Source organism: Methanocaldococcus sp. FS406-22 (genome assembly GCF_000025525.1).
Lineage (GTDB): Archaea > AGJL01 > Methanococci > Methanococcales > Methanocaldococcaceae > Methanocaldococcus.
This window is the reverse complement of the sequence record NC_013887.1, coordinates 1,159,948-1,183,884: the sequence shown is the minus strand read 5'-3', so window position 1 is coordinate 1,183,884 and position 23,937 is coordinate 1,159,948. Positions and strand designations below refer to the sequence as shown.

The following is a 23,937-nucleotide window of genomic DNA, read 5'->3' as shown; positions in this document are numbered from 1 at the left end:
GCCTATTTAGATTAAAAAATAGTTTTGGTATTCAAAAAGGTAAATTGATGATTAAAACCATATATAAGATGATGGAATATTCTATAAAACTATTTCTTATAAAATTTTTGTATATTCAAATCTATAATAACAGATAACTTTTTAACCCCTTATGCATATATTTCCTTAAAAACTTACAAAGAGGGATGAAGATGAAATTCTTCTTAGACACAGCAAACGTTGAAGAGATTAAAAAGTATGCAGAACTCGGCTTAGTTGATGGAGTTACAACAAACCCAACATTGGTGGCTAAGGAAGGAAGAGATTTCTACGAGGTTGTTAAAGAAATCTGCCAAATCGTTGACGGTCCAGTAAGTGCTGAGGTTATATCAACAGATGCAGAAGGAATGGTCAAAGAAGCGAGAGAGTTAGCCAAATTGGCTGACAACATAGTTATAAAAATCCCAATGACAAAAGATGGAATGAAGGCAGTTAAAATACTCTCAGCTGAAGGTATAAAGACAAATGTAACTTTGGTCTTTTCACCATTACAAGCATTATTAGCCGCTAAAGCAGGAGCTACCTATGTATCTCCATTCGTTGGAAGATTGGATGATATTGGACATGTTGGGATGAAGTTGGTTGAAGATGTTGTAAAGATTTATAGAAACTATGATATTAAGACAGAGGTTATAGTTGCATCTATAAGGCACCCATGGCATGTCTTAGAGGCTGCAAAAATAGGGGCAGATATTGCAACAATGCCACCAGCAGTTATGGACAAATTGTTTAATCACCCACTAACAGACATTGGTTTAGAGAGATTCTTAAAGGATTGGGATGAATATTTAAAAAGTAGGAAATAAGGGCATTACTCTTTCAAATAAATAATTTAAATAAATAATTTTTATGGAGGGAGATTATGAAATTGGATGCAGTTAAAAAATTGTTAATGATTCCAGGGCCTACGATGGTTCCACCAGAGGTTTTAAATGCAATGGCAATGCCAGTTATTGGGCATAGAACAAAGGATTATGGAGTTTTGTTAGAAGATACTGTTGAGAAGTTAAAAAAGGTCTTTATGACAGAGAATGACACCTTTGTAATCACTGGTTCAGGAACAGCAGCAATGGATATGGCAATCTCAAATATAATAAAAAGAGGAGATAAGGTCTTAACCATAATCACTGGAAACTTCGGAGAGAGATTTGCAAATATAGTCAATGCATACAAAGGAGAGGCAATTAAATTAGAGGTTGAATGGGGAGATATGGCTGAACCAGAGGCAGTTAAAGAGATATTAGATAAATATGATGATATTAAGGCAGTTACAGTTGTGCATAATGAAACATCAACTGGAGCAAGAAACCCAATAAAGGAGATTGGAGAAGTTGTTAAGGATTATGATGCCTTATACATTGTTGATACTGTCTCATCATTGGGAGGAGATTACGTAAATGTTGATGAATTTAATATAGATATCTGTGTTACAGGCTCACAGAAGTGTTTAGCTGCCCCACCAGGATTGGCGGCAATAACAGTCAGCGAGAAGGCATGGGAAGTCATTAAGAAGAATGATGACAAAGTTGGCTTCTACTTAGATTTACTGGCTTACAAAAAATACTATGATGAAAAGAAGCAAAACCCATACACACCATCAGTTAATTTAACCTATGCTTTAAATGTAGCGTTAGATTTAGTCTTAGAGGAAGGAATTGAGAATAGAGTTAAAAGGCATGAAAGATTGGCTAAGGCAACAAGAGCTGGTTTGGAGGCAATGGGAATAGAGTTGTTTGCTAAAGAAAGAGCAAGGTCAGTAACAGTTACATCAGCAAAATATCCAGAGGGCATTGAAGACAGCAAATTTAGAGGCATATTAAGCGATAAATATAACATAGTTGTTGCTGGTGGGCAGAAGCACTTAGCTGGTAAGATATTCAGAATTGGACACATGGGAATCTGTGGAGAAAAAGAGATCTTAGCAACATTGGCTTGTATAGAGCTAACTTTAAAAGAGCTTGGATTTGAGGTTAAAGAGAGTGGTGTAGAAGCTGCAAAAGAAGTTTTACTAAAAGAATAAAATCTCTTTTTAATTATTTTTTTATTTTATCAATTATCTGAGTAATAAAATGAGTTTTTATCTAAATAAAATAAATATTTAGCTTATAATCTCCCCTAAAATCTTTAAAAATTTCTCAACCTCTTCAAATGTTCCTATTGATACTCTAACATAGTTATCCCCTAAACCATCAAAGGATGTGCAATCTCTAACAATAACGCCTCTTTTTAACAACTCTTCACAAAATTCCTTTGCTTTCATGGTCTTTAATTCAACCAGTAAATAATTTGCCTCTGAAGGATAAACTTTAATGTCCTTAAATCTCTTAAGCCCATTATAGAGCATTTCTCTACTTTTTATTCCATCTCTAACACATCTCTCAAAGAACTCTTTATCTCTTAGAGCAGTTATGGCACAAATCTGGCTCAACCTTGTTAAGCTAAATACTGGCTTAACCCTCATCATGTAGTCAATGATTTTTTTGTTTGCTACTCCATAGCCTATTCTCATCCCAGCTAAGCCAAATACTTTTGAGAATGTCCTCAAAACAATGACATTATCATATTCAGGAGCTTTTTGCGTCCAATCGTATTCTTTTTTGGCATACTCAATGTATGCATGGTCTATAACAACCAAGGCGTCTGTCTCATTAATAATCTTCTCTATATCTTTATTTTCAATTATATTCCCAGTTGGATTGTTTGGAGTGCAGAGGAAGATAACTTTAGTTTTATCTGTTATATTAGATAGGATGCTCTCAACATCCAATTTAAAGTCTTTCTCTTTATCATATTTGGCGTATTTTATTTTAGCGTTGTGAATTGTTGCTGAAATTCTGTATTGAGTGAAGGTAGGAATTGGGATTATAACCTCATCTCCATCATCAACAAACGTTCTAAATATTGCATCTATAACTTCATCAGCTCCATCTCCTCCTACTATGATGTTTTCTTTACCTACACCTAAGAAATTGCTCAACTCCTCCATTAAAACTGGATTTACTGGCTCTGGGTATTGGTGAATTTTATCAATTTCCTTTAGTATCTCTTCTTTTATTTTTGGTGATGCTCCCCAAGGATTTTCGTTAGAACCAAGCTTTATAATCTCTTCTGGATTTATTCCATAAGCTCTTGCTATCTCTTCCTTTGATTTTCCAGGAACATAGGGTTTTAGTTTTTTAACCGCCTCTCTTACTTTATTTTCTATCATTTAATCACCCAAAATTTTTAACCAAAAATATTTTAAATATGATTCTTGGATTTTTATATATTATTACAAATGATGGAGGGATTTGAAATGAAGAAGATACTTTTACTTATACTCCTATCAGTTATAAGTGTTTGCAATGCTTTACCTACGGAGCCAGTTATATTTGTAAATAAATCCACGGTAGATTACCAAAATGCTAAAATTTTAATGGACAATTTTTACCCCTCAAGAGAGATAAATGTTGATGGAAATAATATAACAGTTGTCATTAACGATATTACATACGTTCCAGCTATAGATAATCTTGAGATTGAGAGTAAGGATAAAAAGCTAAAGCTAAACATAAAATTTAATAGAGATGGAGATAAGGTGGAGTATGAAAGTGTTGAGTGTATAGAATATTTGAATCTTGAAAAGGGAAAGGAGATAAGCTTATTCAACAAAAGTTACATAGTTAAAGATATTACTTCAAATTATGTAATATTGAAAGAAAAAGATGGAAAAGAAATAACAACAAATGATTCATTTGAATACGATGGGTATAAAGTTGTTGTAGAGCTGGTTTCCTCTGATTTGAATGATATATTTGTTAATATATACAAAAATGGAAAATTTATGGAGTCCCTTAAATTAAATAAAGGTCAGATTAGTTATACAAAAGACGGAATGCTTGGAATTATTTATAAAAATTGCACAAAAAGTGGTAAGGGTTATTATTTTACGTTTGATGTATATTCTACAATAAAAATTGAAGAAGATGAAGATTTCCCATTGGATAATAGATTTAAAGTAAAGGATATTAGTGGCGACAAAATAAAGCTTGAATATAAAAATACAAATAAGTTAGGAACTAAAATAAATTTGTTTAATTACACCATAATACCTGAAAAGTGCTATAAAGATTATGTTCTATTTAAAATTATAAAGAGAGAAAGTAAAACCGTAAATATCAAAAATAAAGACATTGCTTATCTTGGAGACAGTATTTACGCCATAAAAATAAACAATACTACTCATGTCTATTATAAAGGAAAAGAGCTCAAAAATCATGAAAAAATTTATTTTAACTCATTGGATGTATTTGATATTAATCCATTAAACATAAACAAGGATATAATCCTTATTGGTGGTCCAAAAGTTAATAAATTTGTTAAAGAACTTGAGGATAAAGGATTATTAAAAGTGAATATAACTGGTAATTATCTTGGGAATCATATAGGGATTATACAAAAAATAAAAAACCCTTACAATGATAACAACATCTATATCTTAGCTGGTTCTGATAGGTGGGGAACAAAAGCAGCGATATTGGCATTTTTAACAAAATATAATGATGAAGATACATTAATGGTGGAGTGGGATAAAGGAAAAGTAAATATTATCAAATAAAAAATAAAATTAAAGTTTAATCAAAGATTTTCTTAATGTATGGTTCAAATGGGACAATATCTTCTCTACTTCTTGGACTTATTGTAGCTACTTTTAATTTTCTCTCTTCTGGAATTAAATCAATAACTAAAGTCCCTGGTGTGGCTGTTATAGACCATGATAACAGAACTAAGCCGGTGGGATTATTAATGATTGACTCAATCTCTATAACTTGAGGATTTATTTCCCCGTTTATGCTTCTTTTAACTACATCAACCCAGGATTCACATATAGCTTTAATTAAAACAGCCAAATATCCAATAATTCCTAATAATCTCATAACATACACACCCACAAAACTATGCTTACAATAAGTTTTATTAAGCACCCTAAAATATATATGTGTTGCTAATAAATGCTTAATTGTTGAGGTGGAAATATGAGTGAAGATTTAAGACAGAAAGCAATGGCTTTAGAAATATACAATCAACAATTGCAAATGATTCAAAGTGAATTGGTGTCAATAAGGGCGTTAAAATCTGAAATAATGAATTCAATTAAGACAATTGAGAATATAAAGGCAGATGAAGAAACATTAATTCCCGTAGGACCCGGAGTATTTTTAAAGGCAAAAATTGTTGACGATAAGGCATTAATTGGAGTAAAGTCAGATATCTATGTTGAAAAATCATTTAGTGAGATTATTGAAGATTTAAAAAAATCTATTGAAGATTTAGATAAAGCAGAAAAGGAAGGCATGAAGAAAGCTGAAGAATTAGCTAAGGCAATAACTGCTTTAAGAAAAGAACTGCAGGCAGGAATACAAAAAGCTCAACAAGCTCAAGAAAACGAATAATTGCCTTATTATTGCTTTTTTTCTATCTTTTTTTAATTTCTAATATAGAACTTGTTATGAATAAATACTTCAAGACTAAATAATAACTATATATCTAAATTAATGGATGATTATTCCCATAATAAAAAATAGTGGGCCCAGCCGGATTCGAACCGGCGACCTTCGCCTTGTAAGGGCGACGTCATAGCCAGCTAGACCATGGGCCCTCAGCACCTCAGCATCAATAACAATTTAACTCATCATATATAAAGTTTATGCCTATTGGTGAAATTATGGATTTAAATTTAAAAAATTTTTTGAAGGATAAAGAGGAGATAATCAAAGATGCCAAAAGAAAGGATGAAAAATCCTTCAAAGATTTTAAAAAAATAGTTGAAGAAATAAAAGAAAGGGAAAATAAAGATAAAATTGTCTGTGATTTTACTGAATACAACCCTCTACATAAAGGGCATAAGTATGCATTGGAGAGAGGAAAGAAGCATGGAATTTTTATTAGCGTTTTGCCCGGCCCATTAGAGAGAAGTGGGAGAGGTATTCCTTATTTCTTAAATAGATACATAAGGGCAGAGATGGCGATAAAAGCTGGGGCAGATATTGTTGTTGAAGGCCCTCCAATGGGTATTATGGGCTCTGGGCAGTATATGAGATGCTTAATAAAGATGTTTTATAGCTTAGGGGCTGAGATAATTCCAAGGGGTTATATTCCAGAGAAAACTATGGAGAGGGTTATAGACTGTATAAATAAGGGTTACCACATACAAGTTAAGCCCTATAAAATTATCTGTATAGAGACAGGTGAAATTTTAGGAGAAAAATTAAATATAGATAACTACGTCATTGCCTCAATGTCTCAGATGATTTATAAGCTAAATAAAGAAGGATTAGAGTTTAATCCAAAGTTTGTTTTTGTTAAGAGGTTAGAGGGAATAAGTGGAACAAAGATTAGAGAGGCAATATTCAGCGGAAGATTTGAAGATATTAAGGATATGCTTCCAGAAACCACCTTAGAGATTTTAAAAGAACTTTATGAAAGTGGAAAGCTCAACAAATCGATATTGAAAAGATTTGAAGATAGAATCTTAGAAACAGCCAATGAATATGATTTATATGAATATTTACCAAGCAATGTGGCTGAAATCTTAGAAAAGAAGAAGCCATTTAACAACATAGAGGAGATAAAAAACTCTCTACCTTATGGATTTTCAAGACATTTTAAGGAGAGGATTTTATCCAAATTGGAGGCAAGGATTCCAAATGAAACTCTATCAAAATATATAAATAACTATCCCGCAAAGATAAGGATATTGGCTGTTAGAGATGACAACAGAGACGATTAAAAATTAAAAAAATCATATCAAAAAATTAAAGAAATTGAATCTTTGGGGAGAATCATGCAAAAACAGAGATTCTGCTTAGATACAAGTGCTTTTACTGAACCATCAGTTAGGAAAGCGTTAGGAGTTAAAACAGTCACAGAGCTAACAGATAAAATCATGGATTTGATAGCTGAAGCGAGGATAAAATTAAATATTTCCTGTCATATCCCATACCCAACGGTATATAATGAGTTGATGGGGTTTTTGGAAAACGAGAGATGTCCAAGAGATGTGATAGTTAAAGTTGATACATGGCTTGTTAAAAAAACTCCAAATAGGTATGAGATAAAAATCCCTTCGGAGATTTTTTATGAGTATGTTAAAGATTTGAGAGAGAGGATAAATAAAGGAATGAGAATTGGAGAAGAGCATATAATAAAAGCCACAGATATGGTTTATGAATTATCAAAGAAACATCCAGAGATGCGTAAAAATGAAATCATAAATAAAGTGCTATCAAAAACAATAAATACCTTTAGAAATAAATATAGGAGTGCTTTAAGAGTGGGAACTTTAGATAGTGCCCCGGACTTAGATGTTTTACTTTTAGCCAAGGAGTTAGATGCTGCGGTAGTGGCAAGTGATGGAGGCATTGAAAAATGGGCTCAAAGATTAGGATTGAGATTCGTTGATGCCTCCGACTTCCCATTTATGCTTGAAGAATATTTAAAACATAATGATAGACATAGAAGATAAAATTATCGAAAGATAAAATTATTGTTAAATTAGAAAAAACACGTTTAGGGATAGTTATGACGATATTGTTGATTAGAGGAGATAGTTATGAAAAATTAAAGAATGCCTTAGCTGATGTTGATAGGCATGCTGAGCTAACAATCATTGGAAAGCCAAAAATTATCGTTCCAGAGGCAGCTGATGAGATACTGGGGGCTATATTAGGAGAAGTGAAAAAGCCATGTAAGACAGCATGTTTAGCAAAGGTTGCTGAAAAAGCTCCAAAGGCAATAGATAGGATTAGAAAAATTCATCCTCCAGCTCATATTGTGGTGATTAGTGAGAGATATGGAGACATATATTATAAGTTGTTGGATGATTTCCCAAAACTTCCGGTATTGAAGGGTTATTATAAATCAAAGAAAAAGGATAAGAAGAAAAAGAAATAATCTACTAATTTCCCATTATTATTGGATTTTCATTATTATTGGGTGATTTTATGGAAAATATTACTGAATATCCAACATTAGTTGAAATAAAAGACAAAAAAAGAGAAATGATTGAAGAGGGGGAGCTTAAACTTAGGGAATTAAATAGTGTTCGAGTAAAATTGGAAGAATTGAGAAACAACAATCCAAATGATTTGGATAAGATTGCTCAATTAGAAGAAAAAGAGAGTTCTTTAATATCAGAAATCTTAAAGTTAGATTTAAGTATAAAAATCTTAGAAGTGCTTGAATGTATAATGGAAAATAATATATTTGGGGATTATTGGAAGATAATAGAAGAAAAAATTCCGTATGAGGAGTTATTAGATATTGTGGTTGAAAATGGCTTAAGTGTAAAAAAGACGTGCATGGAGTTATATAAACTTGCTAATATTGACGATAAAAATATTTTAAAGAAAATTCAAAATCTGCCAGACGACTACCCTAAGGAAACAAAAGAAGACCCAAAACTTCAGAATAAATATTTGAATAAGATAATTTCAAGAATTACTCGCTTAAAAGAATTTAAAAACAACATGGATGATATAATTTCAGATATAATCTCAAACATGAGGTGAGTAAATGAAAAAGGTGGAACCAGTTAATTTTAGAGAATTGGATAAGAAGATAAAAAAGTTCTGGGAAGAGAACGATATATATCAAAAGGTAAAGAAAAAGAATGAAGGAAATGAAGAATTTTACTTTGTTGATGGGCCACCATATTGTTCCGGAGCTATACACTTAGGAACTGCATGGAATAAAATAATTAAAGACACTTATTTGAGATTTAAGAGAATGCAGGGGTATAATGTTTTAGATAAAGCTGGATGGGACATGCATGGGCTTCCAATAGAGGTTAAAGTTGAAAATGAGTTTGGAATAAAAAACAAAAAAGAGATAGAAACAAAAATTGGTGTAGAGCAATTTATAGAAAAATGTAAGGAATTTGCTTTAAAACATAAAGAGATTATGGAAAGTCAGTTTAAAAACTTAGGAGTTTGGTTAGATTGGGAAAATGCCTATATGCCAATAACTAAGGAATACATGGAGATTGGTTGGTGGACATTAAAGGTTGCTCATGAGAAGGGATTATTAACAAAAGATTTGAGAGTTGTCTATTGGTGTCCAAGATGTGAGACGGCTTTAGCTGAGCATGAGGTTAGAGGAGAGTATAAAGATGTTTACGACCCATCCGTCTATGTGAAATTCAAATTAAAGGATGATGAAAACACTTATGTTGTAATTTGGACAACAACACCATGGACTTTAATAGCTAATTTGGCTGTAACCGTTCATCCAGAATATGACTACGCCTATGTAGAAGTTGAATTTGATGATAAAAAAGAGGTTTGGATTATTGCTGAAAAGTTAGTTGATGAGGTTATAAACAAGGCTAAAAAAGCCCACAACATCAAAAACTACAAAATAATCAAAAAAGTTAAAGGAAAAGAATTAGAGGGAATAAAATATATTCATCCATTGTTAGAAGAGAATGAGAGGCAAAAAGAATTTGCAGAATTGGAAAATGCCCACACAGTTATTTTAGGAGAGCATGTAACCTTAGAGGGAGGAACTGGTTTAGTCCATACAGCTCCAGGGCATGGGGAAGAGGACTTTGAAGTTGGTAAAAAATACAATTTACCAATCTATTCACCAATAGATGATGAAGGTAGATATACAGAAGGAAAATGGAAGGGCATTTTTGTTAAAGATGCAGATGCTGAAATAATTGAAACTCTAAAAGATAAAGGATTATTAGTTTATGCTGGTAAGATAAAGCACAGTTATCCACATTGTTGGAGATGTAAAACACCATTGCTGTTTAGAGCTACAGAGCAGTGGTTCTTGGAGATATCAAAGATTAAAGATAACATTATAGAGCATGCTAAAACAGTTCAGTGGATTCCACACTGGGTTGAAACAAGATATATAAATGGAGTTAAGTTTGTTGGGGATTGGAATATAAGTAGGCAGAGGTATTGGGGAATTCCTCTCCCAGTTTGGGTTTGTGAGAAGTGTGGAAAATATATAGTTGTGGGAAGTGTTGAAGAATTAGAGGAAAGAATGATAAATAAAGATGAAGTTGGAGAAATTAATGATTTACATAAACCAACAGTTGATAAAATAAAGTTGAGATGTGAATGTGGAGGAGAAATGAAGAGAGTCCCAGATGTTTTAGATGTTTGGTTTGATTCTGGTTTAGCACCTTATGCTTCAATTGGAGTAAAAGAGCTTAAAAAAGCTGACTTTATAACTGAAGGGCATGACCAAGTTACAAAGTGGTTTTATTCACAACATGCACTCTCAGCTATTGTATTCAACGACATTCCATACAAAAAATGTTTAATGCATGGCTTTACCTTGGATGAGCATGGAGACAAGATGAGTAAAAGTTTAGGAAATATAGTTAATCCAGACGATGTTGTTGAAAAATATGGGGCTGATTTGTTGAGATTCTATTTATTGAGTGCAAACAAGGTTTGGGAGGATTTGAGGTTTGTTTGGAGTGAGATGGATGATGTTCTAAGCTTATTCAACACATTATGGAATGCCTATATGTTTGCTGTAAATTACATGGTCTTAGATAACTTCAAACCAGATGAAAAATACTTTGAGCATTTAAAAGATGAAGATAAATGGATTATAAGTAGAGTAAATACAGTTGCTAAGATAGCAATTGAAAACCTTGAAGTTCCTTACTTCCACACTTACACATGGACATTAAAGGATTTCATATTAAATGACCTAAGTAGATGGTATATTAGGTTGATTAGAGACAGAACATGGAAGGAAAAAGAGGATGTTGATAAATTAGCGGCATATCAAACACTTTACTATGTTTTATTAAAGTTGGCTACAATATTGGCTCCAGTAGCCCCACACACTGCAGAGGCAATATATCAAAACCTAAAGACAGATGATATGGAAGAAAGTATCTTCATGAATAAAATAGAGGTTGATGAGGAGTTTATTGATGAGGAATTAGAGAGAGACATGGCAATAGTTAGAGATATAGTTGATGCAATCTACAGAGGAAGAGATAGAATAAAATACACCTTAAGATATCCATTGAAAGAAATAACCATTGCTGGTGGAGAAGAAGTTAAAAAAGCAGTGGAAAGATTTGAATACATAATAAAAGAGCAAGGTAATGTCAAAAACATCAAATTTGGAGAAGTAGAGGGAAGTAAATACATAATAAAACCAAACTACAGAGAGTTGGGTAAGAGATATAGAAGTGAGGTTCCAAAGGTTGTTGAGGCATTAAATAAAGCAGATGCTAAAGAGTTGATGGAAAAATTGAAAGAAGGAGCTGTTGTATTAGATGGATATGAAATTAAACCAGAGTATGTTGAGATTAGATTAGAGATTCCTGAACACATTGCAGGAGTTGAGTTCTCAAAAGGAACTGTCTTTATAAATACTGAAATTACTGATGATTTAATAAGAGAAGGATTGATGAGAGAAGTAATAAGAAGAATTCAGGCAATGAGAAAGGATATGGACTTAGACATTGAGGAGAAAATTAAGGTTAAGGTTGAAGGCATTGACTTAGATGAATTTAAGGAGATTATTGAGAGAGAGGTTAGAGGGCAGTTTGTTGATGAGATAAAGGCAGATTATGAAAAAGATTGGGAGATAAAGACACCAAATGGAGAGAAATATAATGTTAAGATAGCCATTGAGAGGATAAATAAATAAAAATTTCTTTTTAAATTTCTTTAAGATTTTCTACCTTTTATGACTCTATTTTTAAATTTATTTTAATTTATAAAACTAAAACAATTTATTCTGTGTGATAATATGATTCTAAAAGAAGGAGATGTAGTTTTTGAAGTACCAGATAAATTAACAGTTACAAAAAAGGATGAGGTCTTTTACAATCCAAGAATGAAAACCTGTAGGGATATAAGTATAGCAGTAATTCAGGCATTTCTAAATTTGTATCATAAAAAAGATAAATTTTATATTGCCGATGCATTGGCTGGAAGTGGGATTAGAGGGTTGAGATATGCAAAAGAACTCAACTTTAATGGGGACTTGAAAGTTTTTCTAAATGATATAAATCCAAAAGCTTATGAGAAGATACTAAATAATGCCAAATTAAATGAAATTAATAATATAGAGGTCTTTAATGAAGATGCCAACACATTTTTATCAAGGCACTTTAGATTTTTCAATGTTGTTGATGTAGACCCGTTTGGTTCTCCAGCTCCTTATATAGACCAGGCAATTAGGGCTTTGGTAACAAGAAATGGTTTGCTCTGTTTAACTGCAACAGACACTGCTGCTTTATGTGGAAGAGCTAAAAAATCATGCTTAAGGAAATATTTGGCTTATCCTTTATTTGGTAGGGATTGTCATGAATTTGCATTGAGGGTTTTAGTTGGATATGTTATGAGAATGGCTACAAAATATGAGCTTGCCTTAAAGCCAGTATTTTGCCATGCAACCGACCATTATGTTAGAGTTTATTTAATTACAGATAGGGGGGCTAAGAGAGCCGATAAAATATTTGACATGCTTGGCTATGTTAAAGATGTTAATGGAATCAAAATAATTAGAAAATTTGAAGAAGGTTATGAGAAAGGTTTCTCTGGACCGTTGTATATTGGTAACTTGTATGATAAAAACCTTGTTGAAGAGGCTTTAAAAATAGCTGGGGAAAGAAAATTTAGTGAAAGAGTTCTAAAGATTTTAAATGCCATTAAAGGAGAATCTGCTATAAATCAAGTTGGATGTTATGACACTCACCAAATCGGAAAAATGTTAAAGATTTCAGTTCCACCAATGCAGGATATTATAAAGCAATTAAAAGAGATGGGATTTAATGCTACTGTGACACATTACAATCCGAAAGGAATAAAAACCAATACAACATTAAAGGATGTTATTGAAGCAATATATAGATGTGTCAACATCAGGTGAATATAATGAATTTTAAAAAACTAATTGTGGCTTTAGTAATTCCAATTGTATGTCTTGGATTATGTGGTTGTTTTGAAATTGTCCCGAAATCATTTTATGATGATTTTTCTTCATACTCTGTAGGAGAAAAAGCCCCATTTGGAGAATGGAAGGTTAAGAAGGGGGGTTTTAAAATTGAAGCTGTAATGAGTGAGGATAAAAAATCAATAAACAAAGTTGCAATGCCAATAAACAATGGAATAATTTATATTGACAGGAACTATACTAATTTTATATTTACTGTTGATATAAAACGATTGGAGGATGAGGACAGTCCAAAAATATATTTCAGATTGACAAATCATGCAAAAGCTGGGTACTATATAGAAATAAAGGGGTATGATATGGGATATGCCCTCTATAAATTTAATGGGACTAAAGTTGAAAAATTGGCTGAATCTTACGACGCGGCTCCTGCTGGTACAGATTTTTATAGGTATGAGGTTATAGCAAAAGGTAATAAGATAATCTTCCTTGCAGGGGGACAGAAATATATTGAATATACTGATAACAATACTCCAATACTTAAAGGTGGAATAGGAATTGGAGGGGGTAGGGCTTATTATGATAATGTTAGGGTAGAGCCAATACAATAAATAAAAATGTATTTAACTATCTTTTTGATTTTCAATTACTTATTATGAATATTAACAATTTTTGCATTAATAATATTGTGGTTGTTTCCGCTAATAATTTGAATAGTAATATTTTGATTATTCTTTGAATTTTCAATAATTTTTTCTACTTCATACAACAATAGTGCCTTTTTTCCTAATGGTGTTAGTTTGTAGTATGTTTTTGGTAATGCCTGTTTGTTGTTTTCTTTTCTTTTTGATATTAATCCCAATTTTACCAATTCGTTTAATGTTCTGTTTAAACTGCTCATGTGTGTGGGAATCTCCCTATGAATTTGGCTAAAATGGAGTTCCCCTTTTTCGTTAAGTAGTTCTAAAATTTCCTTTACATATTTTTTACTTAATACTTCAATAAGCATGATTCTGCCCTTTTATGATTTTTTATGTTTGCTTTTTTGAGAATTTTCATATTTATACGATAATTAACATTTTTGCTAAATTTAACAAAAAAGCGAAAAGTTTATATTTATGCATAGCTATATCTACTTTAGTAAATATACTAAATTTAACAAAAATGTTAAAAACAAAGTGATTGAAAAAACCCTTAAATTGCTTTATAATTTCAAAATGATGAGGTGTAGAGCATGGATTCGCTAAAAAAGGGGATAATGTTTAGCTTAGTAGCAATGTTGTGTATTATTGCAGGTTGCACTTCAGAACCTGAAATAAAATCACCAACAACCTATGTTAAAATAAAGAGTAGTTTTAGTGATGATTTAAAAACAACAAACTTAGATGTTAAAGTTATAGTAGATAATCCGAATCCTATTGGAATTCATATAAATAAGGTTAAATTTGATGTTTATTTGTTGGACAATGGTGAAAAAGTAATCCTTAAACAAGTGAAAAAATCAGATATAGACATTAAAGAAAGTGGAACAACGCCAATAGACTTCCAAATATCCATACCAAATGACAAAATAATGTCAGCAATAAAAAACTCAAAAAATGGTAAAATAACTATTGGAGTGGATGGATATGCTCTTGTAGATGCAAAAATCAGTGAAATTGAAGTTCCTATTAAAGGAGAAACTGAAATAGCAATACCTAATATAAAATCTCCAATAACCAATGTTGAGATAAATGTTAAGCCAGGAGTTCCTACAAAAATAGATGCAAAGATTACAATAAACAATCCAAATAACATTGGAGTGAAGATAAAAGAACTTGTAGCAGATGTTTATTATATGGATAACTATGGGAATAATGTAAAACAAATAAAACATATTGAAAAACAAAACATATACATTAAAGAAAATGGCATAACAACAATAGATATTCCAATAACAATTGGATTAAATGATTTACCTTCTCCAGATTATGTTATAGAAAATGGTGGGAATATAATCATAGGAGTGGACGGATATGCAGTAGTTGATGCAAAAATAAAAGAAATTAAAATTCCAATTACTGGAAAAACAACTTTTGAATCTCCATTCCAATTATCTGACAATTCACAACTACCACTTCCAAATCCACCACAACCACCGCAATTGCCTAATATTTCAGTTATCATTCCACCACTTCCACAACCTCCACAACTACCAGACCCTTTAGAAATATTAAATGAGTTAATATCTTCAAGTAACGCTAATAATAATGAATATTCTCAATATTATATTGGAATAATAGATAAAAATGGTAATATTCCAGATACAATATATGCACAAAAACCATACTATATTGTAGTTATAGATTCTAATGGAAATTTAACAGAGGGAGTTGATATTTACATTAATGGTCAATATATGGGAACAATCGATGAATCTGGAATATTGCCTTGTATATTCTGTGAATCGGGATATTATACAATAACAGCTGAATATAATGGAGACGTTTTAGCATCTAAAACTGTATATGTTGAGGAAGTGACTAAATACAACAGTGGAAAATCTGAATCTTATGATGAGTATGGTAATAATTATGAAAGCTATGACCAACAACAAACACAAACTCAACAGTCAGAAATTAAAATAAGTGTAGATGATATAACCCTACATAATGAATTAATAATTAAAAAAATAGTTATGAGTCCTGATTTATTATTAATGTTGGCTGGAATGCCTCCTGAATTAAAAATAACTATGGAAAATGGAGAAGAAATAAATTTAAAATATATTTCTATGGATGTAGATTTAATAATATACAATCCAAATTCAAAAAGCGTTACAATCGATAAATTAATTTTAAATATGGTTGATGATGAAGGTCATAGTTTAGGAAAAGGAGAAATATCTGATATAACAATAACACCAGGAGAAAACCCAGTAACTGTTAAAGTAGATATACCAATTAATAAGATGGGATATGAGATTCTTAGAAAATTAAATGGTGAAGAAGTTTTTGCTGAAATATCTGGAAGTGCATATATTGGAGACGAAGAAATTCCATTTAGTGGAGAAAGAGAGTTACTACCACCATTGCCTAAACCACCAGTTCCACTCCCTCCATTACCACCATTCCCAACTGAATAACAAAATTTTCAATCCTTTACATTTTTTACACATTCAAATTAACAAATAACCGAAAAGTATATATATTACTTATTATTATTTAATTTTTGCTTCTGGTGGTTGTAGGGCGGTGGCTCAGCCTGGTTAGAGTGCTCGGCTGATAACCGAGTGGTCCGGGGTTCGAATCCCCGCCGCCCTACCATAATTTTATTTCCATAGGGGCAAAGCCCCTATTGGTATACCCCAGAGCGGGGCTTCACTATGTTCAGCCCCACTGTAATCTAAGAGGCATTGCCGAGCGAAGCGAGGCAATGCATCCTGTTTTGATGAACCTTTTAGTAAAAGGTTCGTTTGAATCCCCGCCGCCCTACCATTTTCTATTTTGGGCAATAACATTTATTAATTTAAATGTAAAAATTAAAAATAAAAATTTTAGTTTCTAAACTGGCTCATGAACTTTGGAATATATTTTATAGCCATATCTAAACTCATAACCTCATAGTTATCTTTTAGATAACCTTTTTCTCTCATAACTCTTCCTACCCAATCTGCAAACCTCTTATCTTGTATAACTACAACACCATAATCATTTTCAGTCCTTATTAGCCTTCCAATCATCTGAACCAATGTCCTTGCCATTCTATCAAATGATGTCATTAAAAAAGCTCTCCAATGAGCATCTTTAATCCCCCTAATTTTAAATTTCTCTTCTAATATTTTCTGTTCTCTCAATATTAGAGGTGTTGGAACTGGAAACGGCAAAGAATCAATAACAACTCCTACTAAAGCCTCTCCAGGAATATCTACTCCTTCAGCAAACCTCCCAGTGGCTAATAAAATCCCACCAATTTTTTCAAACCTCTCTTTTAACTCTTTAGCTTCTTTTCCATCCATACCTTGCTCATATACATGGATGTTTTTATTTTTAATGTTTGTTTTTGTAATCTCTCTTTTTAAATATTTATAAAAGCTATCTAAGTCCTCAAAGCTCTTAAATAAAACTAAAGAGTTTCCATTTATTGCTTCCAATATCTTCAATAAATTTTCATTTGCTTTCTCCCTATCTTTCCTTTCATACTTCATATCAACGCCATCTTTTAGGGCTATAATTTTCTTCCTATTCTTTGGGAATGGGCTTTCTAAAATTAAAAAGTCAGGATTATCAACTCCTGTCTTTAAAGCATGCATCTTTAAATTCCCAATTGTTGCTGAGCAGTGAATAACTACAGCATTACCATAAAGCTCTTTTAAATGGGAGCTTACAAAAACCGGCTCGCATAGTAGGGAATTTCCACTTCTATAGATTACATAGTTATCATTAATATATCTCAAATTTTTAATATTTTCTATGAATTCTAAAAGATACATCTCTGACAGTTTCTTTTTATGGATAAAATCAAGCTCTATGGCAATTAATGCTCTATTATCAATTTCAAATCTAAGTTCTTCTCTATCAATCTCCTCATTTTCATTGAATCTTAATATTTTGTTCTTTATATTATTTATTTGATAATAAGCATCTAAGATAGCCCCCAACACAGCAAGTTCTGTTTTATATTTCCAAGAGCTTAAATTTTCTCCATCAAAAATGATTGTTTCTTTGCAGATATCTATATTGATGTCTCTGCTTGTTAAATATCTCTCAATAATTTCCCAAAAATTTTCATCTTCAATATTCAATCTCTTTTTTAAAATATTGGGGGCATAATATATAGCCATATATTTTAATCTATTAATTGATAAATCAGGATTTATAATTATTGTTGATGTGTTTCTTATACTGTTTTCCAGTTTATGAGCTTCATCACAAATAATTATGTCTATATCTCTCTTTGCCTCAATATCTTCCTTCGCATAGTAAAACATACTGTTATTCATAACCACAATATCAGCTAAAATACTCTCAACTTTTGCTTTTTGATATTCACAAGTACAGTATGGGCAGTAATAGATAACTTTATCCCCCAAATTTACTGGCTGTTTTTTTGTTCCACAATAGCAAATTGGTCTTTTATTTGGCCTATAAGGGCATTTTTTATTTAATTGGCAATACAATCTATTAGCTTTTCCTCCTTTTGATTTACAGATAAAGTTGCTCTTCCCCATTAAAAATGCAACCTTTAAATTATGCTTTAGAGAGCTTAAATCCTCATATATCCTAACTTGCTGGTCTATGGTCTCTGTTAATATTAAGACTCTCTTCCCTCTCTCAGCAAAATATAAAGCTGGAATTAAATAGCCAAGAGTTTTTCCAACTCCAGTTGGAGCTTCAACTATCAAATTTCTCCTATTTTTTATACACTCGTAAATTTTCAGCATCATCCTTTTTTGTGGCTCTCTAACTTTGGGATATGGGAACTTCTCTTTAATGTAGCTTTCAAATTCCATAAAAACACCTTTAATTTAAAATTATAAAAATTATAATCACAAAAATAAAAATAAAAAAGAGATATTTATAGGCTTTCGCAGTTTATATATCAACTTTGGAATTGGACATCCAAAGGATGTCAATATAACAATAAAACATTTTACAGTTTTTTACAAAATGTCTTTGAATGAATAAGGAAGGGATGAGCCTCTTTAGAGCCTCAAATATTCTTTTTAATTTTAATAAGTTTTGTAAAAGTCCTATATTTATTCTCCATGGTCTTTATGTATATTTTCTACAGCTTTATTGTAGTATTCAATTGCTGTCTCGATATTTCCTTGCCTTTCATAGATTCTTGCTTTACTCAAAAGTGCTTTTATGTAATGTGGCTGTAGTTCAATAACTTTCTCATAGCATTTTAATGCTTCATCTAATTTTCCTAATCTCTCATACAATTCCCCTCTATAATACCACAAAGCCACATCATCTTTTCTTATTTTCAAGCCCATGTCTATATATCTCTCAGCCTCTTTTAAATCGCTAAGAGCTAACATTAAAGAAACAGCATGTCTTATAGCATCTATCCATCTTACCTTTAATTCGTCTATTAATTTTTTGAAACATTCAAGTGCCTCTCTAAATTTACCCATTCTTTTTAACAAAACGCCTTTTAAATATAAGGCATTTTTGTCGTGGGGTTTTAACTCTAAGGCTCTGTTTAAACATAGTAATGCATCTTCATACCTTCCTAATTTTCTTAATATCTCAGCCTTTTTAACCCACATTGGAACAAAGTTTGGAACATATGACAATATCTCATCGTAGCATTTTAATAGTTCATCATACTCTCCTAAGAACTCTAAACAAATCGTCTTAAGTAAAAACGCCGATAGAAACTTATTTTCAATTCCCAATGCTTTATCATAGCACCTTAATGCTTCATCACAATTTCCTGACATTCCATACAGTTGCCCAACAAATACCCATGTTATAGGATTTTTTGACTCATAGGATAACAATTCTTCAAATGTTGTAATTGCCTCTTTCACTTCTCCTTTAGCATACAATATCAATCCCTTCAAAAACAAAGCTAAGTAGAAGTCTGGCTCTAATTCCAATGCTTTATCAACATAATAAAGTGCTTTTATCAAATTTCCTTCAAATAATTCTCTATAAGCTCTTAAAACATTAGCTACCGCTTCTAATGCATCTACTCTTGGGGTTCTCTTTCTGTCCATATGTATATCACCGATAAGAGATAACTTTTTTATCTATCAAGTGCCTTATTGTAGTATTCTACAGATTCTTCTATTCTTCCAAGCTTTTCTAACACCCTTGCTTTAGCAAGTAAAGCTTTTGTATGGTGGGGCATTAGTTGGAGAGCTTTATTATAATATTCCAAAGCTTCTTCAAATTTATTTTGTTTTTCGTATAATCTGCCTTTAAAATACCATAAACTTGCATCATCAGGTCTCAACTTTAGTCCCATTTCGATATATTTCTCAGCTTTTTCCAGTTTATTGAATAGGAATAATAAGTAAATCGCTTCTCTAATAACTTCTATCCATGTTACATTTAAATCATCAATAAGCTTTTCATAGTATTTTAATGCTTCGTCACATTTCCCTATTCTCTTTAATATTAACGCCTTTAAATATATTGCATTTGTGTCATTTTCCTTTAACTCTAACACTTTATTTATACATAGCAGGGCTTCTTCATATTTTCCTAATTTACGTAAAATATTTGCCTTAAGTGTATACGCCGGAATGAAATTTGGAGCGGATGATATTAGTCTATCACAACATTTTATTAATTCGTCATATTTCCCTGAAAGCCATAAACATAAGATTTTAAAGAAAAATGCTGTAGCAAATTTTTCTTCAATACCTAATGATTTCTCATAACATTCCAAAGCATTATCAAAATTCCCTAATAACTCGTAAAGTTGGCCAAGAAGGGCATAAGCTATAGGGTCTTTAGAATCCTTTGTAATATCTTCAAGACATTCTATAGATTTATTGATATCACCTAAAGTAGCTAAAGATATTGCTTTTAAAAATTTTGCAAATTTAAAATCAGGGTTTAACTCTAATGCTTTATCAAGATAATATAATGATTCCAAAAGATTCCCTTTGTCCCTATATTCATATGATTTTATTAGATAAGTTAGTGATAATAAAACATCAGAAGTCTCTTTTACTTTTTTATTTTTGTTTTCCATATTTATTCACCAAATAAGGAGTTTAGATTATTTTGTAATATTTCCATATCACAATATCTAGGATACTCAACATATTACTATCATTCATATTTCATATCTTATATTAAAATTATTCTATGTATTGTTTTCAGTAATACGAGAAGATTGAAGTTATAGCTATTTCAAGAATAATTTTTTATCAACATCTCCTTCCCCTTCAAATATATTTTTGTATTTCGTTAAATAATTTCCTATATTTAAAAGCTTATTAACCTCCTTATAGAAAGGGAGTTTCCTAAAATGTTCCCTCCTATTTAACTCTAATAAATATCTCAAGATTTCCTCTTCATTTTCTTTGGTGTTGTATTTTTGTAGATTATTCTTTATTTCACTAAGTTCTTTGAGATTTAATTTATTTATATTACTTTCAAAAATTTCTTTGCATCTTTCAGATAATTCGTCAAATGTTTTGCTGCTAAAAATATACCTCCCAAATTCCTCTCTATCTTCCCAATCAACCCTAAAATTCTCAAATATTTCTGTCTTACTACTATGTTCCATCCCATTTTCTATAATTTCTTCAAACATATCAAAATAAAGCTCTTTTATCAATTCTATAGCCTCATTAACAACTTTTTTATCAATATCTCCCTTTTTTATTCCTTTGCAATAGTGCTTTATTATTAAGAGAGGAGTTCCATCCCATTTAACCATACAACTAAAAGGAAAAATTCTGCACATTAATGGTTTAAATTCATAACCCTTTTCTAAATGAACTCTGCATAAATTGTTATTATTTAACAAAACACATCCCTTCTCATTAACCTTTAGCCTATATTTAAACTCCCCCTCACATCTCTCTATAGCATATTCATAATCTTTAAGTTTAAGCACGTCAAAATAGTTTAGATATATCCTCCAACTCTCACAAGAACAGCAATATGCACAATTTATGCACTTATAGGTTATCCCCTCAAATGTTATCTCCCACTCCATGGGCATCACTCAATATAGTTTTTTACAAAACTTATTAAAATTAAGAAAGGAAAATTTGAACGCTTCCAAAGGAAGGCGTTCATCAGTGCATATTTATTTAAGACATATGCAAAAAACTATAAAATTTTATATAAAATGTTTAACAGAATGTAATTTATAAAAAATTGGTGATGTCATTGATAGAGCTTACTTATGCATTTATGTTTGTTATTGTTGCGGTATTAATTGCATATAGAGAAAAATTAGGCATTGAGAAAAAAATACTATATGTATCAATCTTAGCTCTAATCCAACTGTTTATCTTAGGGTTTGTTCTGCTTTATATTTTTGCTTCTGGAATGATTGGAGCATTTTTAATGATTTTTGTAATGATTATCTTGGCATCTTATCTTATTATGAGGGAAATTGAATTAAAAAATAAGACAAAGCTGTTTATAAGTTTATTTATTACATTTCTAACAACTACAACTGTCTCATTGGCAATATTAATAATCCCTAAGGTCGTTAAATTTGAGCCAATATATGTAATTCCATTAATGGGGATGGTTATTGGAAATACAATGAACACAATTCATTTAGCACTGGATAAAATAATAGATATGGTTAAATCAGAAAGGGATATTTTGTGGGGATATTTGGCATTAGGGGCTTCTGAGATAGAGGCGTTGAGACCATTTATAAAAAATGCAGTAAAATCAGCAGTAATCCCCCAAATGAATAGAACAAAATCTGTTGGAGTTATTTTCATCCCTGGAGCAATGGTTGGGATGTTGTTGAGTGGAGCAAATCCCATATATGCAGCAGAAATCCAAATTATCATTATGTGGATGGTTTTAAGCTCAGCGATAATTTCTGGAATTTTAATATGTTATTTAATGTACAAAGAAATTATTAGGGTATAATAAAATTAATAGCCCCTAAGTTCTTTCATCTTCTCTATTCTCTTCTTAATTAACTCCTTCTTACCTATATCACTTCTGTGATATACCTCTCCTTTGATGTATTTGGTTGCCTCTTCAGCTATCTTTTCAGCTTCTTCAATTGTGTCAGCAACTCCAACCACAGCAACAGCCCTTGAACCTGTCATGTATAAACTTCCATTATCTTCATTAACTGATGCATAGTGTAAGATAGCTCCTGTCTTTTTAATTGCTTCTTCATCAACGGTTATTGGCTCCCCCCTAACTGGGTTGTCTGGATATCCCTTTGGAACTACATACTTACAAACTGTAGCCTTGTTTTCAAACTCAACATCTATAGTATTGAGTTTTTTATTTACTATTGCCTCACAAACATCTAAGAAATCATTCTTTAATATAGCCAATAAGTTCATTGCCTCAGGGTCTCCAAATCTTGCATTGTATTCAATAATTTTAGGCCCTTCTTTTGTTAGCATGAACTGCCCATATAAAATTCCTTTATAGCCACCAACTTCTTCTTTTAATGCTTTAACTGTCTCTTCCATAATCTCTTTTGCTAACTTTACATCCTCCTCTGTCATAAATGGCAGTTTATGGTCTGGGCATGAGTAAGAACCCATACCTCCTGTTATACTTCCCTCATCTCCCTCTAATGCATGAGGGTGGTCTTGAACAAATGGTGTAAATTTGATAGTGTCTCCATCAACAAATCCGTGTAATGTGAATTCAACTCCCTCCAATTTTTCTTCAATTAAAACCTTTCCTCCTCCCAATCCAGTTTCAAAAATCTCTTTAGCATATTTCTTTGCCTCTTCGTTATCTTTTAACTGCTCTCCAACTACCTTAACCCCTTTACCTCCAGTCAATCCAACTGGTTTGACAACTGCCTTAATGCCTTTTTCAGTCAATTCATCAATAAAGCTCTCTAACTCCTCCCCATACTCTTCAAATGCTTTATACATTAAAGAACCTTTTATGTTGTATTTTTTGAATAAATTTCTCATGAATTCTTTGTTTGTTTCTATTTGAGCAGCTGCCTTTTTAGGCCCTACTGATGGAATGCCCATCTCCTCTAACAAATCAACAACCCCAACATCTAATGGAGCTTCTGGACCTATAACAGCTAAATCTGGTTTAATCTTTTCAGCAAATTCTTTAACCGCATCTAAATCTGTCTCTTTTGCCAACTTTATTTCCTCTGATAATCTTGCAATTCCTGGGTTTCTGTTTTTCATCAATGTGTAGAGCTTAACATCCGCATTCTTTTTTAAAGCATGAGCTATTGCACTCTCCCTTGCTCCTCCTCCAATCAATAAGATTTTCATAACCTCACCTTTTTATTTTTTAGAGATTAAGGTAAATAATAAAAGAACTGATTTAAATC

Annotated in this window: 21 protein-coding genes and 2 tRNA genes; 14 read left to right on the top strand and 9 right to left on the bottom strand. The window is 31.6% G+C overall.

The annotated features are described in order from the left end of the window. The first annotated feature begins 191 nt into the window (after window positions 1–191). Window positions 192–845 carry a fructose-6-phosphate aldolase gene (gene fsa / locus MFS40622_RS06045; protein ID WP_012980794.1) on the top strand — a complete coding sequence of 218 codons (654 nt, stop codon included), beginning with the start codon at window positions 192–194 and terminating at the stop codon, window positions 843–845. Window positions 846–901: 56 nt separating this feature from the next. Further along, entirely contained in the window at window positions 902–2,059 is a 1,158-nt protein-coding gene (locus MFS40622_RS06040) for an alanine--glyoxylate aminotransferase family protein (protein WP_012980793.1), read from the top strand. 78 nt (window positions 2,060–2,137) lie between these two features. Here MFS40622_RS06040 and hisC read toward each other — a convergent pair whose 3' ends face one another. Continuing rightward, on the bottom strand, window positions 2,138–3,247 hold the full coding sequence (gene hisC, locus MFS40622_RS06035) for a histidinol-phosphate transaminase (protein WP_012980792.1): 1,110 nt from the start codon (window positions 3,245–3,247) through the stop codon (window positions 2,138–2,140). Between the two features lie 87 nt (window positions 3,248–3,334). Here hisC and MFS40622_RS06030 point away from each other — a divergent pair, with 87 nt between their 5' ends. After that, on the top strand, window positions 3,335–4,636 hold the full coding sequence (locus MFS40622_RS06030; protein WP_012980791.1) for an S-layer protein: 1,302 nt from the start codon (window positions 3,335–3,337) through the stop codon (window positions 4,634–4,636). Between the two features lie 16 nt (window positions 4,637–4,652). On the opposite strand, the gene MFS40622_RS06025 is transcribed toward MFS40622_RS06030, so the two are convergent. After that, window positions 4,653–4,955: a monovalent cation/H+ antiporter subunit E gene (locus MFS40622_RS06025; RefSeq protein WP_012980790.1), complete on the bottom strand. Its 303-nt coding sequence runs from the start codon at window positions 4,953–4,955 to the stop codon at window positions 4,653–4,655. A gap of 99 nt (window positions 4,956–5,054) precedes the next feature. On the opposite strand from MFS40622_RS06025, the gene pfdA reads away from it, so the two are divergent. Further along, the gene (gene pfdA / locus MFS40622_RS06020; RefSeq protein WP_012980789.1) at window positions 5,055–5,471 is read left to right on the top strand and encodes a prefoldin subunit alpha; all 417 of its coding nucleotides are present in this window, start codon (window positions 5,055–5,057) and stop codon (window positions 5,469–5,471) included. 132 nt (window positions 5,472–5,603) lie between these two features. Here the strand turns inward: pfdA and MFS40622_RS06015 are convergent. Next, window positions 5,604–5,677 (bottom strand) — tRNA-Val (locus tag MFS40622_RS06015). 48 nt (window positions 5,678–5,725) lie between these two features. Between MFS40622_RS06015 and MFS40622_RS06010 the strand changes: the two genes are divergently transcribed. The 7 genes from MFS40622_RS06010 (at window position 5,726) to MFS40622_RS05980 (ending at window position 13,574) form a co-directional block, all read left to right on the top strand. Beyond that, window positions 5,726–6,808, top strand: a complete 1,083-nt coding sequence (locus MFS40622_RS06010) for a nucleotidyltransferase family protein (RefSeq protein WP_012980788.1) — start codon at window positions 5,726–5,728, stop codon at window positions 6,806–6,808. Between the two features lie 54 nt (window positions 6,809–6,862). Beyond that, entirely contained in the window at window positions 6,863–7,543 is a 681-nt protein-coding gene (locus tag MFS40622_RS06005; RefSeq protein ID WP_012980787.1) for an RNA ligase partner protein, read from the top strand. A 56-nt stretch (window positions 7,544–7,599) separates the two neighbouring features. Next, window positions 7,600–7,971, top strand: a complete 372-nt coding sequence (locus MFS40622_RS06000) for a DUF356 domain-containing protein (protein WP_012980786.1) — start codon at window positions 7,600–7,602, stop codon at window positions 7,969–7,971. A 50-nt stretch (window positions 7,972–8,021) separates the two neighbouring features. Further along, the gene (locus MFS40622_RS05995; protein ID WP_012980785.1) at window positions 8,022–8,588 is read left to right on the top strand and encodes a hypothetical protein; all 567 of its coding nucleotides are present in this window, start codon (window positions 8,022–8,024) and stop codon (window positions 8,586–8,588) included. A 4-nt stretch (window positions 8,589–8,592) separates the two neighbouring features. After that, window positions 8,593–11,712, top strand: a complete 3,120-nt coding sequence (gene ileS, locus MFS40622_RS05990; RefSeq protein WP_012980784.1) for an isoleucine--tRNA ligase — start codon at window positions 8,593–8,595, stop codon at window positions 11,710–11,712. 102 nt (window positions 11,713–11,814) lie between these two features. Beyond that, a complete protein-coding gene (locus MFS40622_RS05985) occupies window positions 11,815–12,939 on the top strand; it encodes a tRNA (guanine(10)-N(2))-dimethyltransferase (RefSeq protein ID WP_012980783.1) in 1,125 nt (374 codons plus the stop codon). A 5-nt stretch (window positions 12,940–12,944) separates the two neighbouring features. Beyond that, window positions 12,945–13,574: a family 16 glycoside hydrolase gene (locus MFS40622_RS05980; protein WP_012980782.1), complete on the top strand. Its 630-nt coding sequence runs from the start codon at window positions 12,945–12,947 to the stop codon at window positions 13,572–13,574. A 35-nt stretch (window positions 13,575–13,609) separates the two neighbouring features. Here the strand turns inward: MFS40622_RS05980 and MFS40622_RS05975 are convergent, their stop codons facing one another. Next, window positions 13,610–13,972, bottom strand: coding sequence for a helix-turn-helix domain-containing protein (locus MFS40622_RS05975; RefSeq protein WP_012980781.1), 363 nt, complete (start codon window positions 13,970–13,972; stop codon window positions 13,610–13,612). A 225-nt stretch (window positions 13,973–14,197) separates the two neighbouring features. On the opposite strand from MFS40622_RS05975, the gene MFS40622_RS05970 reads away from it, so the two are divergent. Together MFS40622_RS05970 and MFS40622_RS05965 are read left to right on the top strand one after the other, a co-directional pair. Continuing rightward, window positions 14,198–16,087 carry an LEA type 2 family protein gene (locus tag MFS40622_RS05970; protein ID WP_012980780.1) on the top strand — a complete coding sequence of 630 codons (1,890 nt, stop codon included), beginning with the start codon at window positions 14,198–14,200 and terminating at the stop codon, window positions 16,085–16,087. Window positions 16,088–16,190: 103 nt separating this feature from the next. Next, a tRNA-Ile gene (locus MFS40622_RS05965) sits at window positions 16,191–16,268 on the top strand. A 230-nt stretch (window positions 16,269–16,498) separates the two neighbouring features. Here MFS40622_RS05965 and MFS40622_RS05955 read toward each other — a convergent pair. From MFS40622_RS05955 to MFS40622_RS05940, 4 genes are all read right to left on the bottom strand, one after another. After that, on the bottom strand, window positions 16,499–18,454 hold the full coding sequence (locus MFS40622_RS05955) for an ATP-dependent DNA helicase (protein WP_012980779.1): 1,956 nt from the start codon (window positions 18,452–18,454) through the stop codon (window positions 16,499–16,501). Between the two features lie 246 nt (window positions 18,455–18,700). Further along, window positions 18,701–19,672 (bottom strand): tetratricopeptide repeat protein, encoded by a 972-nt coding sequence (locus MFS40622_RS05950; protein ID WP_012980778.1) that lies wholly within the window; start codon window positions 19,670–19,672, stop codon window positions 18,701–18,703. Window positions 19,673–19,701: 29 nt separating this feature from the next. Beyond that, complete coding sequence (locus tag MFS40622_RS05945) at window positions 19,702–20,658, bottom strand: lipopolysaccharide assembly protein LapB (protein WP_012980777.1); 957 nt, start codon at window positions 20,656–20,658, stop codon at window positions 19,702–19,704. A gap of 156 nt (window positions 20,659–20,814) precedes the next feature. Further along, on the bottom strand, window positions 20,815–21,633 hold the full coding sequence (locus tag MFS40622_RS05940) for a YkgJ family cysteine cluster protein (protein WP_012980776.1): 819 nt from the start codon (window positions 21,631–21,633) through the stop codon (window positions 20,815–20,817). A 170-nt stretch (window positions 21,634–21,803) separates the two neighbouring features. Here MFS40622_RS05940 and MFS40622_RS05935 point away from each other — a divergent pair, with 170 nt between their 5' ends. Then, window positions 21,804–22,535, top strand: coding sequence for an ABC transporter permease (locus MFS40622_RS05935; protein ID WP_012980775.1), 732 nt, complete (start codon window positions 21,804–21,806; stop codon window positions 22,533–22,535). Window positions 22,536–22,540: 5 nt separating this feature from the next. Here MFS40622_RS05935 and purD read toward each other — a convergent pair whose 3' ends face one another. After that, window positions 22,541–23,878: a phosphoribosylamine--glycine ligase gene (gene purD / locus MFS40622_RS05930; RefSeq protein WP_012980774.1), complete on the bottom strand. Its 1,338-nt coding sequence runs from the start codon at window positions 23,876–23,878 to the stop codon at window positions 22,541–22,543. Window positions 23,879–23,937: the final 59 nt, after the last annotated feature.

What these genes read in the sequence shown, in the direction of transcription:
- fsa (WP_012980794.1), top strand. Translation starts at nt 192, where the DNA reads ATGAAATTCTTCTTAGACACAGCAAACGTTGAAGAGATTAAAAAGTAT.
- MFS40622_RS06040 (WP_012980793.1), top strand. Translation starts at nt 902, where the DNA reads ATGAAATTGGATGCAGTTAAAAAATTGTTAATGATTCCAGGGCCTACG.
- hisC (WP_012980792.1), bottom strand. Translation starts at nt 3,247, where the DNA reads ATGATAGAAAATAAAGTAAGAGAGGCGGTTAAAAAACTAAAACCCTAT.
- MFS40622_RS06030 (WP_012980791.1), top strand. Translation starts at nt 3,335, where the DNA reads ATGAAGAAGATACTTTTACTTATACTCCTATCAGTTATAAGTGTTTGC.
- MFS40622_RS06025 (WP_012980790.1), bottom strand. Translation starts at nt 4,955, where the DNA reads ATGAGATTATTAGGAATTATTGGATATTTGGCTGTTTTAATTAAAGCT.
- pfdA (WP_012980789.1), top strand. Translation starts at nt 5,055, where the DNA reads ATGAGTGAAGATTTAAGACAGAAAGCAATGGCTTTAGAAATATACAAT.
- MFS40622_RS06010 (WP_012980788.1), top strand. Translation starts at nt 5,726, where the DNA reads ATGCCTATTGGTGAAATTATGGATTTAAATTTAAAAAATTTTTTGAAG.
- MFS40622_RS06005 (WP_012980787.1), top strand. Translation starts at nt 6,863, where the DNA reads ATGCAAAAACAGAGATTCTGCTTAGATACAAGTGCTTTTACTGAACCA.
- MFS40622_RS06000 (WP_012980786.1), top strand. Translation starts at nt 7,600, where the DNA reads ATGACGATATTGTTGATTAGAGGAGATAGTTATGAAAAATTAAAGAAT.
- MFS40622_RS05995 (WP_012980785.1), top strand. Translation starts at nt 8,022, where the DNA reads ATGGAAAATATTACTGAATATCCAACATTAGTTGAAATAAAAGACAAA.
- ileS (WP_012980784.1), top strand. Translation starts at nt 8,593, where the DNA reads ATGAAAAAGGTGGAACCAGTTAATTTTAGAGAATTGGATAAGAAGATA.
- MFS40622_RS05985 (WP_012980783.1), top strand. Translation starts at nt 11,815, where the DNA reads ATGATTCTAAAAGAAGGAGATGTAGTTTTTGAAGTACCAGATAAATTA.
- MFS40622_RS05980 (WP_012980782.1), top strand. Translation starts at nt 12,945, where the DNA reads ATGAATTTTAAAAAACTAATTGTGGCTTTAGTAATTCCAATTGTATGT.
- MFS40622_RS05975 (WP_012980781.1), bottom strand. Translation starts at nt 13,972, where the DNA reads ATGCTTATTGAAGTATTAAGTAAAAAATATGTAAAGGAAATTTTAGAA.
- MFS40622_RS05970 (WP_012980780.1), top strand. Translation starts at nt 14,198, where the DNA reads ATGGATTCGCTAAAAAAGGGGATAATGTTTAGCTTAGTAGCAATGTTG.
- MFS40622_RS05955 (WP_012980779.1), bottom strand. Translation starts at nt 18,454, where the DNA reads ATGGAATTTGAAAGCTACATTAAAGAGAAGTTCCCATATCCCAAAGTT.
- MFS40622_RS05950 (WP_012980778.1), bottom strand. Translation starts at nt 19,672, where the DNA reads ATGGACAGAAAGAGAACCCCAAGAGTAGATGCATTAGAAGCGGTAGCT.
- MFS40622_RS05945 (WP_012980777.1), bottom strand. Translation starts at nt 20,658, where the DNA reads ATGGAAAACAAAAATAAAAAAGTAAAAGAGACTTCTGATGTTTTATTA.
- MFS40622_RS05940 (WP_012980776.1), bottom strand. Translation starts at nt 21,633, where the DNA reads ATGGAGTGGGAGATAACATTTGAGGGGATAACCTATAAGTGCATAAAT.
- MFS40622_RS05935 (WP_012980775.1), top strand. Translation starts at nt 21,804, where the DNA reads ATGTCATTGATAGAGCTTACTTATGCATTTATGTTTGTTATTGTTGCG.
- purD (WP_012980774.1), bottom strand. Translation starts at nt 23,878, where the DNA reads ATGAAAATCTTATTGATTGGAGGAGGAGCAAGGGAGAGTGCAATAGCT.